The 15,322-nt window shown below is 77.0% G+C and carries 5 protein-coding genes and 1 pseudogene; all 6 read right to left on the reverse strand.

The window, feature by feature from the left end; genetic code table 11:
- Window positions 1–29: 29 nt before the first annotated feature.
- Window positions 30–260: pseudogene (locus ABZ951_RS01370) on the reverse strand (MbtH family protein); the annotation flags it as partial.
- Window positions 257–1,663: a condensation domain-containing protein gene (locus tag ABZ951_RS01375; RefSeq protein WP_361278428.1), complete on the reverse strand. Its 1,407-nt coding sequence runs from the start codon at window positions 1,661–1,663 to the stop codon at window positions 257–259. The pseudogene ABZ951_RS01370 and the gene ABZ951_RS01375, both read right to left, overlap by 4 nt.
- 286 nt (window positions 1,664–1,949) lie before the next feature.
- Window positions 1,950–2,951 carry a TauD/TfdA family dioxygenase gene (locus ABZ951_RS01380; protein ID WP_361278431.1) on the reverse strand — a complete coding sequence of 334 codons (1,002 nt, stop codon included), beginning with the start codon at window positions 2,949–2,951 and terminating at the stop codon, window positions 1,950–1,952.
- Window positions 2,948–5,473, reverse strand: coding sequence for an AMP-binding protein (locus ABZ951_RS01385; RefSeq protein ID WP_344097941.1), 2,526 nt, complete (start codon window positions 5,471–5,473; stop codon window positions 2,948–2,950). The genes ABZ951_RS01380 and ABZ951_RS01385 overlap by 4 nt, the downstream gene beginning before the upstream one ends.
- A 14-nt stretch (window positions 5,474–5,487) precedes the next feature.
- Window positions 5,488–13,407, reverse strand: a complete 7,920-nt coding sequence (locus ABZ951_RS01390) for an amino acid adenylation domain-containing protein (protein ID WP_361278435.1) — start codon at window positions 13,405–13,407, stop codon at window positions 5,488–5,490.
- Window positions 13,400–15,319 carry an asparagine synthase (glutamine-hydrolyzing) gene (gene asnB, locus ABZ951_RS01395; protein WP_344096050.1) on the reverse strand — a complete coding sequence of 640 codons (1,920 nt, stop codon included), beginning with the start codon at window positions 15,317–15,319 and terminating at the stop codon, window positions 13,400–13,402. The genes ABZ951_RS01390 and asnB overlap by 8 nt, the downstream gene beginning before the upstream one ends.
- Window positions 15,320–15,322 lie beyond the last annotated feature (3 nt).

The following is a 15,322-nucleotide window of genomic DNA, read 5'->3' on the forward strand; positions in this document are numbered from 1 at the left end:
GGGTCGGGGGCGGGAGGAGTGGCGCCGTCCCCGGCGGCCTCGTCGGCGAGCATGGCTTCGCGGAGACTGCGGGGACGCATGTCCGTCCACACCTCGTCGATGTGGCTGAGGCACTCCTCCTTCGTGCCGTCGGTCCCGGTGGCGCGCCACCCCGCGGGCATGTCCTGGTCAGTGGGCCAGATCGAGTACTGCTCCTCGTCGTTGACGACGACGTGGTAGGTCGGCTCGGTGGTCTGCTGGGCGGGCGCGGTCTCGGTCACGGCAGTCTCCTCGTGGTCGGGGCGGGGTGGGGCGGGGGCAGGGGCGCGTCGGGCGCGGTGACGGCCGCGTCCAGCGTGCGGTCCAGCACCTGGAGCACGTGCTCGGCGTGCCCGAGGCGGGGGTGGTGGCGGTCGATGTCGAGGACCAGCTCGGTGTCGGGCCCCGATTCGCCGGGGCGGAGGTCGAGGGCGACGCCGTCCCAGCGGTCGGCCGGCACGGAGGTGGCCGCGCCGAGCAGGTCGGACTCGCGGAACAGCTCGATGGACAGGCCCTGTTCGGCCAGGGTGCGCTCGCCCCTGGTCGCGCTGCTGGCGGGTGGGTTGCGGCAGAAGTGCAGGGTGACGTCCCAGTGGGCGGCCGTGCGCGGGGGCGCGATGCGGCCCAGTTCCACGCCGAGGGCCACGACTTCGTCGTAGGGGAGGTAGTGCACGACCGCGTCGAGGAACCCGGCCTGGGTGCGCAGCAGGACGTCGTGAAAGGAGGGCGCCGACAGGCCGGAGAGGTCGACGCCGAAGGGCAGGCGGTCGGAGAACGGGCCGAGGAGGGGGCCCAGTTCGAGGTGGTCGCGCAGGTCGACGACGGTGGAGAAGTAGCCGGGCCCGGGGCTGTCGGGGGTGCGCAGGCACCAGGCGGCCACGGCCATGACAGCCAGGGAGCCGTTGCCGCCCAGCGGGCCGGCCGAGGTGGTGAGTGCCTCCCACCGTCCGGCGGGCACCCGGAGCCGGTGCGTTTGCGACTCCCGGCCCCTGCGGGCGGCGCCCGCGGTGGTGTCCGCCGGGGCCGGGAGGGCGGCGAGGCGGCGGGTCCACCAGCGGCGGCGGGAGGCGCGGGCGCGCTCAGAGAGGGGGGCAAGGGGGGCGAGGGGCTCGGCGCCGGGGCCTGGGCCGGTGGTAGGGGTGGGGGTGGGGTCGCGGTACTGCTCGGCGCGGAACCGGCCGGTGTACGCCTGGCAGACGGCGCCGAGCAGGGCGTAGACGGAGCGGGCGTCGAGCACCAGGCTGTGGGCGGTGAGGGCGAGGACGATCTCGTCGTCGGCGAGGCGGACGAGGTGGAAGCGGGCCCGGTGCGCCTCGGCGCGGTCGGCCGGCCGGTCCCGGGCGGTGCGCAGGAGTTCCGCGCAGGCGTGGTCGCGCGCGGGGCCGGTGAGGTGGCGCAGGTCGGTGCGGGCGGGGTCGTCGGCGGCCGTCCGGACGCGCAGCCGGAGCGGCTCGCCGTCGACCAGTTCCACGCGCAGCGCGGGCAGGGCGGCGGTGACCTGCCGGACGGCGTCGGCGAGCCGCGCCTCGTCGAGGGTGCCGGTCAGGCGCAGGGCGCGCAGGTGGGTGACCTCGGCGGGGTCGGCGAAGCGCACGGCGGGCCATGCCCCGCGGCGCGGGAACCCTGCGGGCAGTGAAGCGGTCATGGGCGGGCCTCCGCCGGGTCGGTGAGGGGCGGGCAGCCGTGCGCGGTGGGGCGGTTGCGGGCGGCCCGCGGGTCCCCGAGGGGCTTCGGCGCCCACGGGGCACGCCGCAGGCCGGCGGCCGACCCCGCGAGCAGCCCCGTACCCGACCGGCCGGCGAGACGTTCCCGGCCGCGCGCCCCGGGCCGGTCGGCGGCCGACCGGGGGCCCCGCCGGGGCCCCGGCCGCCACCCGTCACGCCGACGTGCGACCGGCCCCGCCGACAGCCCCGCTCCCGCCGCCGGTGCCGTCACGCGCGGACCTCCGCCCAGTTCAGCGGGGCCGCCATGGCCACCACCACGCGGCGGTCCCCCGTGAACGGCTCGCGGCCGTGTGCTGTCAGGAGGTTGTCGACCAGCAGGACGTCGCCCGTCTCCCAGGGGGTCCTCACCCGCTCGGCGGCGTAGGCGTGGTGGAGCTGCTCCAGGACGGCGGGCTCGATGGGGCGGCCGTCTCCGTAGTAGCTGTGGGTGGGCAGGTCCCGCTCGTCGAACTGGGCCAGCAGCGCGTCCCGCAGCTCCGCCCGGAGCCCCGAGACGTGGAAGAACGCGGCGTGGTTGAACCACACCCGCTCCCCCGTCACCGGGTGGACGGCGACGGCGGGGCGGACCTGGGTGGTGCGCAGCCCTCCGCCCGGTTTCCATTCGGTGGTGATGTCCCGGGCGGCACAGTAGCTCTCGGCCCGCGCGCGGTCGGTGGTGCCGAAGGCTTCCTGCCAGGGCACGCCGAGTCCTTCCCCGTAGTTGCGCTGGTAGAGCACGCCGCGTTCGGTGAAGGCCCGGACGACGGAGGCGTCGAGGCGGGCCAGGACCCGCCGGGTGTCGGCGAGCGGGGTGGCGCCGCCCGTCGTGGCGGGGGTGAGGCAGGAGAAGACGAGCGCGGCGGGGAAGGTGAGCTGGTAGGAGTTCTCGTTGTGCAGGGCGATGGGCTGCTCCGCGGGGTGGTCGGTGGCGGTGTAGACGTGCCGGGCCAGCTCGGTGCGCGGCGAGGAGCGTTCCCCGTACGCCTCGGGCGTGCCGGCCAGGGCCTCGACGCACGCGGGGAAGTTGTCCAGGCCGGTGCGGAAGCCGCGCAGGAGGACGGCTCCGTCGCGGTGCAGGGCCGTGCGGACCGCGCCGTGGTGGGCGCGGGCCCAGGCGGCGAGGTCGGCGGCGCCGTCGGCGGCGGTGATCCGCCGGGGCAGTCCGGGGGCCGCCCAGGACGCCTCGGCGGCGGCCGGCTGTCGCCGCCCCGCGGCGGGCCCGGGCCTCACGGGCGCGCCTGCCGGGGCCGCCCGCCGAGGAGGGCGTGGACGAAGCGGTGCCGGTCGCCCAGGTCGAAGGCGGACCGCAGCGGCGCGGGGTCCATCGATCCGACGGGGCACAGGCCCAGGCCGGTGCCGGTGGCGGTCTGCATCAGCAGCTGGGTCATCGCGCCGGCTTCGAAGACGGTGAAGTCCCAGGCCAGTTCGCCGTAGAGCGGGGTGATGGCGTCGGTGCGGCTGACGAGGTACAGGGAGAAGGCGGCTTCCTCGTAGGCGGTGCGGTTGACCGCGTCGTGGGCGGACGCCGGCAGGGTCGCGCCCGGGGCGACGGGGACGAGGCGGTTGTGGACGGGGTGGTGGTAGTAGCCGCCGGCGGGCAGGCCGTCGACCCGGCCGGGGTGGGCCAGCAGGTAGGTCTGCACGGGGTAGGCGGAACCGGCCGACGGGTAGCCGTACTTGGGTTCGCCGCCGTGGCGGACCTCGCGCAGCGCGCCCAGGAGTTCCGCGAGGGCCGTGAGGTCCACCGGTTCCGGGGCGAAGCCGTGGTGGCTGCGGCGGGCGGTGAGGTGGTGCTCGGCGGGGCCCGCCAGGGCGATGCCGTCCCGGGCGTCGAGCTCGTGGCGGACGCCGTGGCGGGCGTCCTTGAACTTCTGCCGGGCCCCGATGCCGTCGAGCGCGGCCGGGGCCGCCGCCGGGGCGGCCGCCGCCTCGGCGGGCCCGGGCCGGGCGTCGAGCCCGCCGAGGTGGGTGCTCACGATGACGGCGACCGAGGGGAAGTGGAGCAGTTCCTCGATGTCGGTGTCGATGCCGAGCTCCTCCTCCAGGGTGGTGGCCAGGCGGACGAGTTCGACGGAGGTGGCGCCGGCGTCGAGGAGGTTCATGTCGGGTTCGACGGCGGCGAGGCCCAGCACCCGGCAGGTCACCCGGGTGACGCTGTCGAGGAGTCCGGCCTCGTCCCGCGGGGGCGGGCCCGGGGTTTCCTCCGCCGCCGGGGCCGGGGCGGCCGTGGTGGCCGCGGCGGCGACCGCCTCCCGGTCCAGGCGCCCGTCGGGGGTCAGCGCGAACGCGTCGACGATCTCGACGGCGGCGGGCATCAGGTACGGGGAGACCTTGCGGCGCAGGTACGCGGTGAGTTCCTCCGTGCCGGCCCGGGCCCCCGGGCGCAGCCGCACCCGGGCGAACGAGTCCCCGCCCACGGGGACGACGACGGCCGTGTGCACGGCTTCGTGGGCGGCGAGGACGGCTTCGGTGTCCTGGAGGTTCAGCGGCCGGTCCCGCACGGTGATCCGGGCGGACTCGTCCCCCACCACGTCGATCAGGCCCTGGGGCAGCAGCCGGGCGAACCGTGCGCTGCGCACCAGGGGTTCGCCGGTCTCGGGGTGGGCGACGGTCTCCTGGCCTTCCTCCTCGCCCGGGCACGTCTCGGCGGCGACGCCCCCGTAGTAGACGCGCCCGGCGACCCAGACGGGGCACGGCCGCAGGGCCTCGGAGAGGATGAAGACCCGCTGGTTGGGCAGCGGGTCGCCCAGGGGCACCGACCGCCAGGCCGGCTCCGGTTCACCGACCTCCATGCAGGTGGCCCAGGGGCCGGCGCCGGCGGCCGGGGCGAGGTGGGCCACGGTGGGCCCGTGCGGTGCGGCCTCACGCAGCCGGCGCACGTGGGCGGGGTCGAGGCGCTCCCCGCCGAGGAGGATCAGCCGCAGGGTCTCGGGCAGCTTCTCGCCCCGGTCGGCGAGGTGGTCCAGGACCAGGTCGAGCAGGGCCGGGGGCGCGTTCCAGACCGTGACGCGGTGGCGCCGCAGCTCTTCGGCGAGGGCCTCGGGGTCGCGCAGGTCGATGTCCCGGGTGAGGACGAGGGACGCCCCGGCGAGCAGGGGGCCGGACAGGTCGTAGAGGGCGGCCGGGGAGTCGGGGGGCGCCAGGGCCAGCAGCCGGTCGCCGGGGCCGAGCCCGAAGCGCCGGTTGACTTCCAGGGCGGCGGTGGCGAGGGCCCGGTGGCTGACGGGGTGCGTGATGCGGTAGGCCGCGTCGGTTGCGGTGCGCCGCGGTTCGGGTGCGGCGGGCAGGCCGGGCGCGGCGGGCCCGTCGACGGCGACGACGGGTGCGGGCGGTGGCCAGTCGAGCCGCTCGGCCAGCCAGGACTGGGTCAGGACCGCGCTCGCCCGCCCGTCGGTGACGCTCCGCCAGCGGACGGTGCGGGGCAGGCCGGGCGGCACCGGCAGGCACACGCCGCCGGCCCGCAGGACGGCCAGGGCGCCCGCGAACTGTTCCCACCCGTACTCCACCGCGAGGGCGACCCGGTCGCCGGGGGCGACGCCCGCCGCGTGGAGGCGGGCGGCGGCCGTCTCCACGCGGGCGGCGAGCTCGGCGTGGGTGAGGGTCAGGCCGGGGGCGAGCAGGGCGGGCGCGGGCCCGTACCGCTGGGCGGCCCGGGCCAGCTGGGCGGTGAGGGTGTCCTCGGGCACCGGCGCGGTGCGGGCGTTCATCGCCCGCACCAGCTCGCGCTGGTCGGCGGGGAGCAGAGTCGACATGGGCCGGGCGCTCGTCACTCCGGACCACCTCCCGTTCTCTCGTCTTCGGCGGCCAGTGAGGCGAGTACCGTCTCGAAGGCCCCGAACATGGCCTCGATCAGTCCCGGTGGGAACGCGTCCGCGACGTAGTCCCAGTTGCAGACCAGGCGGCCGTCGTTCTCGCTCACCTGGTGGTCGAGCAGTACCTGCGGGGTCTGGCTGATGGCGTGCACCGGCCGCACCCGCCAGGACAGCGGGGTTCGGCGGGGGGCGGCGCCCGCGGGCAGCAGGGTGCTGGTGAACACGATCGGCATGCCGCCGCCGTCGCGGGCCCCCCGCTCGCGGCGCAGCATGCGCAGCACCTCCACGCCGCTGACGACGCGGTGTTCGAGGTCCTGCCAGATCCGCTGCTGGAGCCGGCGGGCCCGGTCGGGGAAGGTCTCGCCTTCGCCGTCGACGGCCAGGAGGGTCGTGGTGGTGAAGTCCCCGACGATGTCGTCGACGCCCGGGTGCAGGGGCGGGCGGTGGAAGGTGGTGAGGTTGAGGGTGAAGGAGGGGCGCTCGCTCCAGGCGGCCAGGACGTCGCAGAAGGCGGCGCAGACCAGTGCGGCGGGGGTCAGTTCGGCGTCGGCGGCCTGCCGGCGGACCCGGGCCCAGGTGGTGGCGTCCAGGCCGGTCACCAGGCGGGTGAACGTCGGCGCGGTCAGCTCCTCGGGCCGGGCCAGCAGGGGCAGCCCGGGTGCCGGGGGCAGGTGGGCGAGCCGGCCGCGCCAGTAGGCGAGGGCGCGGTGGCGCTGCTCGCCCTCGCTCTGCGCGCGGACGGCGAGCACGTAGTCGCGGAAGGAGCAGCCCAGGGCGGGCAGTTCGGTGTCGGGGTCGTGGTAGAGGCTGAGCAGTTCCCGGGTGAGGACGTGGACGCTGTGGGCGTCGGCGATCAGGAGGTCCAGGCTCAGGTGGAGCCGGGTGGTGAGGTCGTCGAGCCGGTGGGTGCGGATGTCGAACAGGGGCCAGGCGGAGGCGTCGCGGACCTCGTGCGACATGTGGTCGCGGACGCGTTCCAGTACGGCGCCCGCGTCGGTCCTGCCGCGCAGGTCGGTGTGGGCCAGCTCGTAGGCGGGGACCTCCGGCAGGACCTGCTGCCGGCCGTCGGGGCGGATGACGAGGCGGAGGGCGTCGTGCCGGTCGATCAGGGCGCGCAGGGCGCGCTGGAGGCGGCCGGGGTCGAGGTCCTCGACGTCGAGTTCCAGGTAGGTGTGGGTGGCGACGCCGCCGAGGGAGAGGGAGCGGTGGCGGCCCAGCCAGTACGCCTGCTGGATGTCGGTGAGGGGGAACGGCTCGTGGCGGGCGGCGGGGTCGAGGGCGATGCCCCGGGGGGCGGTGTCCCCGCCCTCGGGGTGCCCGCTCAGGCGGGCGACGGCCGTGGCGAGGCCGCCGAGGGTGCGGGCGTCGAAGAGGCGCGCTATCGGCACGCGGACGCCCAGTTCGGCCTGGATGCGGGTGACGAGGGTGATGGCCACCAGCGAGGTGCCGCCGAGGGCGAAGAAGCTGTCGTCGGCGCCGGCGCTCTCCACGCCGAGGGCCCGGCACCACAGGGCGCGCAGCCGTTCGGGCACGTCGGTCCCGCCCGCGGCGGCCGCCGGCGCGATACCGTCCCGGGCGGGGACGAGGCGGGCGAGGGCGGCCCGGTCGGTCTTGCCGTTGGCGGTCAGGGGCATCCGGTCCAGGGGCAGGAGCGTGGCGGGCACCATGTAGCCGGGCAGCCGGGCGGCGAGGCCGGCCCGCAGCGCCGCGGGGTCGCAGGGCTCCGGTCCGGTGGGCACCGCGAAGGCGACGAGGCGTTTCTCGCCGCGGTCCTCGCCGACGGCGAGGACCGCACCGGCCGCGACGCCGGGCAGGAGGGCCAGGGCGGCCTCGATCTCGCCCAGTTCGACGCGGTAGCCGCTGATCTTGACCTGGTCGTCCTGGCGGCCGAGGAACTCCAGGTTCCCGTCGGGCAGGTGGCGTGCGTGGTCGCCGGTGCGGTAGAGGCGGGCGCCGGTGCGGGGGTGGGTGACGAACCGCTGTCCGGTGAGTTCGGGGTCGCGCCAGTAGCCCTGGGCGACGCCGGTGCCGCCGATGTAGAGCTCGCCGGGGACCCAGTCCGGCCGGGGGCGCAGAGTCGCGTCGAGGACGGTCAGTTGCTGGTTGTCCATCGGGGTGCCGTAGGGGACGCTGCGCCACCGGGGGTCGGTGCGGCCGATGGTGTACCAGACCGACCAGATGGATCCTTCGGTGGCGCCGCCGAGGCTCATGACGGTGGCGCCGGGGGCGCACAGGGCGCGGATGCGGTCGGGCAGCGGCAGGGGGATCCAGTCGCCGCTGAACAGGACGGCCCGCAGGGTGCGCAGGGCGTCCGGGGCCAGGCCGGCGGCGTAGTCGGCGAGGACGGTGCCCAGGGCGGGCACGGAGTTCCACACGGTGATGTGCTCGCGGCGTACGAGGTCGGCCCAGTGGCCGGGGTCGCGGCGGCGCCGGTGGTCGGGGAGGACGACCTTCCCGCCGGCGGCGAGGACGCCGAACAGGTCGTAGACGGCAAGGTCGAAGCTGAGGGAGGACACGGCGAGGACGGCGTCGCCGGGGCCGGTGCCCAGGCGCCGGTTGACGCACTCCAGGGTGTTGGCCGCGCCGAGGTGGTCGATCATGACGCCTTTGGGCTCTCCGGTGGAGCCCGAGGTGAAGATCACGTAGGCGAGGTCGGTGAGGCTCTGGAGGGGCTTCAGCGGCTCGGTGGCGGGGTCCAGGGCGGCGTCGTCGTCCACGGCGAGGGTGGGGCGGCCGGCGGGCAGGTCCGTCCGCCCCAGCAGGGCGCGTTCGGTGAGGACGACGGCGGTCCCGGCGCGGCGCAGGAGGCGGGCGATCCGCTCGGCGGGCTGGTCCGGGTCCAGGGGCAGGAACGCGGCTCCGGATTCCAGGACGCCGAGGGCGGCCACGGCCTGCGGCCAGCCCTTGCGGGCGATGACGGCGACGAGTTCGTTCGGCCGGGCGCCGAGGCGGCGCAGGGTGTGCCCGACGCGCCGGGCGCGCTCGGTCAGTTCGCGGTAGGTCAGGCGGGTGTCCCCGGCGACGAGGGCGGTGCGCCCGGGGTGGCGCCGGGCGGCGTCGGCGACGGCCTCGTGGAGCAGCCGGGCCGGCAGGGGCGCCCGGGGCGCGCCGACGCGGTCGCGGACGGCGGCCTGGGCGGCGGGCAGGGGCGGCGCGCCGGGTTCCCGCCAGGCGTCCGGCCCGGCGGCCAGGCGGGTCAGTGCGGCCCGGTAGGCGGCGAACATGGCGTCGAGCACGCCCGGCGGGAAGAGGTCCTCGACGGCGTCCCAGTTGAAGACGAGCTCCCCGCGGTCCTCCGCCACCTGGTGGTCGAGGTGGACCTGGGGGGTCTGGCTGACGCCGTAGCCCGCCCGTCCCAGGGCCCACTCCCGGGGGCCGGCGGCGGCGCGGTCGTCGTCGGCGACCGGCAGGTTGGAGGTGAAGACGACGGGGGTCAGGAGCCGGGGCGGGGCGTCGCGGAGCGCGGCCCACTCGCGCATGACGGTGACGCCGCTGACGGCGGCCCGGTCGAGGTCCTCCCACAGCCGCCGCTGGAGGTCGCGGGCGCGGGCGGTGAAGTCGCCGGGCCGGCCGTGGTCGACCTCCAGCAGGCTCAGGGAGGTGAAGTCGCCGACGATGCGGCCGATGTCGGGGTGCAGCGGCGGGCGGTCGAAGACCGTGAGCATCAGGGAGTACCGCGGCCGGCCGCTCCAGGCGGTGATCACTTCGGCGAACGCGGCCAGCAGGACCCCGGAGGGGCTGAGGCCCAGGCCGCGGGCGCGTTCCTTGACCGCGGCCCAGGCGGCCGCGGCGAGGCGGCCGGAGCGGCGGGCGAAGCGGGGGGTGCCGAGCGCCTCGGGCGCGGTGGCCAGGGGCAGTTCGGGGCCCGGGGGCAGGTCGGGCAGCCGCCTGGTCCAGTACGCGAGTGCCTCCTGGTAGGCGGCGGAGTCCCGGTGGCGGAGCTGGTGGAGGACGTGGTCGCGGAAGTCCGTCTCCAGGGGGGCGAAGGTGCGGGCGGGGTCGGTGTAGCGGACGGCGAGCTCGGCCATGACGAGTCCGAAGCTGTGGGCGTCGCAGACCAGGGCGTCGACGCCGATGTGCACCACGGCCGCGGGGCCGGTGAGGGAGACCCGCACGTCGAACAGGGGCCAGCGGTCGGCGGGCAGGACCTGGTGGGACATCTCCTCGCGGACGGCGAGCAGTGCGCGGCGCCGGTCCGCCTCGCCGAGGTCGCGCAGGTCGTGGACGGCCACCTGGTAGGGCGGCACCTCGGGCAGGACCTGCTGGAGTCCGTCGGGCCGGATCACCGCGCGCAGCATGGGGTGGCGGCCGATCACGCCGCGCAGGGCGTGGGTGAACCGCTCCAGGTCGAGGTCGGGGGCGGTGAGCTCCAGGTAGGCGTGGGTGGAGACGCCGCCGAGCGCGAACCCGCCCTCGCGGCCGACGTAGTAGGCGCGCTGCACGTCGGTGAGCGGGAACGGCTCGTGGCGGGCGGCGGGGTCGGGGCGGAACGGCGCGGGCGGTGCCGCCTGCCCGGCGCCCGGGCGGCGGCCGGTGATCCGGGCGGCGAGGCCGGCGACGGAGGGCGCGGCGAAGACGTCCCGCAGGCCGACATCGGTCCCGCACCGGCGCCGCAGGTCGGCCGCCACCCGGGCGGCGAGGAGCGAGTGCCCGCCGAGGAGGAAGAAGTCGTCGTGCGCGCCGGGGGTCCGGGGCAGGCCGAGGCGCTCGGCGAAGACCTCGGCGACGGCGGTCTCGGCGGGGGTGCGGGGCGGGGTGTCCGCGGCCGGGGCGGCAGGCGCGGGCGCGGGCAGGCCGCGGTAGTCGGTCTTGCCGTGGGCGGTGACCGGCAGCTCGTCGAGGAGGGTGATCGCGGTGGGCACGAGGTGGGCGGGCAGCCGGCCGCGCAGGAACCCGGCCAGCTCGGCCGGTGCGGGCGCGGCGGGACCCGGGACGGCGTAGGCCCACAGGCCGGTGGCGTCCGGGGCGGCGGTGACGGCGGCGGCGCGGACGGCGGGGTGGGCGAGCAGGGCCTGTTCGACCTCGCCCGGTTCGGCGCGGTGCCCGCGGATCTGGACCTGGCGGTCGGCGCGGCCCAGGAGTTCCAGCCGGCCGTCGGCCCGCTCCCGGGCCAGGTCGCCGGTGCGGAACATCCGGGCGCCGGGTGCCTGGGGGTCGGGCAGGAACGCGGCGGCGGTGGGCCCCGGGCGGCCGTGGTAGCCGCGGGCCACGCACACCCCGCCCACGTACAGCTCGCCGGGCGCGAGCGCGGCCAGGGGCCGCAGCGCCGGGTCGCGGACGAGGGCGGTGACGCCGGGGAGGGGGTGGCCGACCGGGGAGCGCTCCGGTGCGGCGCCGGGGGCGATCACGGCGGCGGTGGCGTCGGCGGCGGTCTCGCTGGAGCCGTAGAGGTTGAGCAGGGTGCGGCCGGGCAGCCGGGTGTGGAAGCGGCGGGCGGTGGCGGGGTGGAGGGGCTCGCCGCTGGTGATCCAGGTACGCAGGCAGGTGAGCCGGGCGTCGAGGTCGCCGTCCTCGGCGAGGAGCATGGTCAGCAGCGAGGGCACGGTGACCATGCGGCTCACCCGTTCGCGCTCCAGCGCGTCGGTGAGCAGGGCGGGGTCGCGGGCGTCATCGGCGGGCAGCAGCAGGAGCGGGACGCCGGCCAGGAGCGGGCCGAAGAGTTCCCACACGGCGTCCACGAAGCCCGGGGCGGTGCGGGCGACGGCGACGTCGCCGGGGGCGAAGGGGTGGGTGGCGGCCATCCAGTCCACCCGGTTGACGGCGCCGCGGTGCGGGCCGAGGACGCCCTTGGGCTCGCCGGTCGAACCGGAGGTGTAGACGAGGTAGGCGGTGTTGTCGGGGTGCACGGGGACGCCGAGGTCGTGGCCGGGCTGCCGGGCGGCGCGGGGCGCGGCGTCGCGCAGGGCGGCGGGGGTGAGGACCGCGGCGGGGCGGGCGTCGGCGAGGACCGCGGCCAGCCGCTCTCGCGGGTGGCCGGGGTCCAGGGGGACGTAGGCGGCGCCCGCCTTGAGGGCGGCGAGGGCGGCGGTGACGGCGTCGGCGCCGCGCGGCAGGCACAGCGCTACCCGGTCCTCGGCGCGCACGCCGAGCTCCCGCAGGTGGCGGGCGAGCCGGTTGGCGCGGGTGTTGAGGGCGCGGTAGGTGATGCGGTGGCCGCCGTCGACGAGGGCCACGGCGTCGGGGGTCCGGGCGGCGCGGTCCTCGAACCGGCCGTGGAGGGTCCCGGCCGGGCCGGGGGCGGGCGAGAGCGCGGAGACAGGGGCGGGGGCGGGGGCCGGTGTGAGCCCAGGGCCGGGTGCGAGCCCAGGGCGGGGCGCGGAGGCAGAGCCAGGCGCGGGGGCAGGCCCGGGCGCGAGCCCAGAGCCAGGCGCGGAGGCAGAGCCAGACGCGCAGGCGGAGCCAGGCGTAAGCCCAGAGCCAGGCGTAAGCCCAGGGCGGGTGAGCAGGTCGGCGCAGGGCAGGCCGGGGTCGGCGGCGGCCCGTGTCAGGACGGTGCGCAGGTGCGTGCCGAGCAGGGCGACGGTGTCCGCGGCGAACAGGTCCCGGTCGTACTGGAAGGCGATCTCCAGTCCTTCGGGCCGCTCGCGGACCTCGACGACGAGGTCGAACTGCGCGGTGCCCAGGTCGACGTCCTCGGCGCTCGCGTCGAGCCCGGGCAGGTCGACGGCGGGCGAGGGCTGCTGGGCGACGCACAGGACGCTGACGGCGGGTTCGGGGTCCGCCCCGGAACCGCCGGCTTCCGAGCGCAGCAGCTCCAGGACCTTCTCCAGGGGCATCTCCTGGTGGGCGTAGGCGGTGACGAGCGTTTCGCGGACCTCGCGCCACAGGGTGCAAAAGGGGGTGGGGCCGGCGGCCTCGAAGCGCAGCAGCAGGACGTTGACGAAGTAGCCGATCAGGCGTTCCAGTTCGGGGCGGGTCCGGCCGGCGACGAGGGTGCCGACGGCGAGGTGGTCCTGGCCGCTCACCCCGCGCAGGACCACCAGGAGCGCGGAGAGCACCAGCATGAACAGGGAGCCGCCCTCGCGCCGCCGGAGCTCGGTGAGCCGGTCGGCGAGCGCGGCCGGGAGGACGAAGGCGTGGTTGGCGCCCTCGCCCTGCCGCTCGGCGGTGCGGGGGCGGTCGGTGGGCAGGGCGACGCGCGGCAGGTCGCGGACGGCCGTGGACCAGAAGTCCGTGAGCTCGCGGAGTTCGGGGCCGCTGAGCCGGTCCCGCTGCCAGTGCGCGTAGTCGCCGTACTGGACGGGGGGCTCCGGGGTCCGTCCGGGCCGGCCGGCGCGCCGGTCGCGGTACTCCGCGGCGAGTTCCTCGACGAGGACGCCGTTGGACCAGCCGTCGGTGACGGCGTGGTGGACGGCGAGCAGGGCCAGGTGTTCGCGCGGGGCCAGCCGGAAGAGGGTGACCCGCAGCAGGGGCCCCGCCGCGAGGTCGAAGGGGCGCCGGGCCTCCTCGCGCATCAGCCGCCGGGTGTCGGCGGTCCGGCCGGTGAGGTCGACGAAGCGGACCGGCACGGGGGCGGCGGGGTGGACGACCTGGGTGAGGCGGTCACCGGCCGAGCGGAAGGTGGTGCGCAGGGCCTCGTGGCGGCGCACGATGGCCTCGATCGCGCCGCGCAGCGCGGGGACCGCCAGGTCGCCGCGCAGGCGAAGGGCGGTGGCGTAGTTGTACGCGGCGGGCATGAGGCCGCCGAGCAGCCACATCCGCTCCTGGCCGAAGGACGGCGGCGGGCTGAGGTCGCCGCGGCGGCGGATCGCGGCGCGGCGGCCGGCACGGCGGCCCAGGATCTCCTCGAACGCCGCGCGGCGGTCGGCGGGCAGGGCCTGGATCCTGCGGTCCAGTTCAGCGTCCGTGAGCGCGGCGGGGTCGGTGTCAGTCACGGTGACCGCCTTCCCGCGGGCCGGGGCCGGCCAGGCCGAAGACGTCGGCCAGGACGGCGGTGCCCGCGACGAGTTGCAGCAGCCGTTCGCCGGCCGTCCTGCGGGCGGGGGGCGCTGCGGTGAGCCGGTGGAGGAGGGTGCGTACGGCGTGCGGGTCGAAGAAGGGGCTGTTCCGGGCGGCCGGGCCTTCGGCGAGGTCGCGCAGGGCGGTGAGCAGGGTGGTGTCGCCGACCGCGGGAGGGGCGAAGAAGGGCCGCTTGGCCCCCCGGGCGACCTCGTCGGGCAGCCGGTCGCGCAGGGCGGCCCGCAGTGGGTACTTGCCGCTGCCGTCCTTGTCGTACCAGGCCAGCGGGGTGGTGCGGACGGTGGCGAAGAGGTGGTGGTCGAACAGCGGCAGCCGCACCTCGACCGCCTGGGCGCTGTCCAGGCGCTCGGCGGCGAGGATGTAGCCGGGCAGCCAGCTCTTGGCGAAGAGGTAGGTCGACTGGTGGACGGGGGCCCGCCCGGCGAGCTGGGCGGCGCCGGCGTCCAGCAGCGGCCCGGCGCTGTCGGCGGCGGCGAGTTCGGCGGCGAACTCCGGCCGCAGCAGGGCGGTGACGGGCTGGGTGACGGCCAGGTGGCGTTCGACGATCCAGCTGGGCAGGAAGCCCAGGGTGCCCAGGATCCGCCGCAGGTAGGGGGGCAGGCCCTGGGCGGCGAGGGCGGCGTAGCCCTTGGCGGCGCGGGCGCGGGCGGTGGTGGACAGGCTCAGGGAGAGGTCCTTGCGGAACTGCGGGTAGCCGACGAACACTTCGTCGCCGCCCTCGCCGGCGAGGACGGCGGTGAAGCCCTCCTTCTTGATGCGGGCGCTGTGCAGGTACCGGGCGACGCCGTGGGAGTTTTCCTGCACCATCTCCCCCGCGCGGACGGCCTCGCGCAGGTGGGCGGCGAAGCAGCCGGGTTCGGAGCCGACCTCGCGGTGGCGGATGCCCAGGTGGGCGGCGGTGCGCCGGGCGACGGCACTCTCGTCGAAGGCGGGGTCGTCGAAGCGGACGGTGAAGGCGGTGAGCGTGGTGTGCCGGGCGGCGGTGGCGGCGACGGAGGTGGAGTCCAGTCCGCCGCTGAGGTGGCAGGCGAGCGGCACGTCGGCGACGGTCCGCAGCCGCACGGCGTCGTCGATCCCTTCGCGTACGGCGCCCAGGTGGGCGTCGAGGCGCCGGGGGTCGGGCGGGGCGAGGTCCGCCGTGGGCGGGTAGTCGAGGTCCCAGTAGGGGCGGACGCGGATCCGGACGGTGTCGCCGTCGGCCTCGGCGGTGAGGTGGCAGCCGGGCGGGAGCTGGCGGATCCCGGCGAAGAGGGTGCGGTCCGGGGGGAGGCCCAGCTGGAGGTGGGCCGCGAAGGAGGCGGTGTCCCAGGCGGCCGGGGCCCCGCAGGCGAGCAGTGCCTTGATCTCGGAGGCCAGGTGCAGCCGGCCGTCGAGGAGGGTGTAGTAGAGGGGTTTGACGCCGAAGCGGTCGCGGGCGGCGAAGAGGGTGCGGTGGCGCTCGTCCCACAGGACGAAGGCGAACTCCCCGCGCAGCCGCTCCAGGGCCCGCGGGCCGTCGCGCAGGTAGAGGTGCAGGGCGATCTCGCTGTCGCTCCCGGTGCGGAACCGGCAGCCCGCGGCGCGCAGTTCGCGGCGGACCTCCCGGTAGCCGTAGAACTCTCCGTTGGCCACCAGCTGGACCAGCCCGTGCGGTCCGGCGATGGGCTGGTGCCCGGCCCGCGGTGCGATCACGGCCAGCCGGGTGTGGCCCAGCGCGGCGTGGCCCCCCGGGGAGCACCAGGTGCCCTCCCCGTCGGGGCCGCGCGGGCGCAGCCGGTCCATCGCCCCGGCCAGGGTCCGCTCGGTGACCCCGCCCCGGGCGGAGAAGGTCGCGACGATGCCGCACATGTC

The organism is Streptomyces sp. NPDC046215 (assembly GCF_040646215.1).
GTDB lineage: Bacteria > Actinomycetota > Actinomycetes > Streptomycetales > Streptomycetaceae > Streptomyces > Streptomyces stramineus.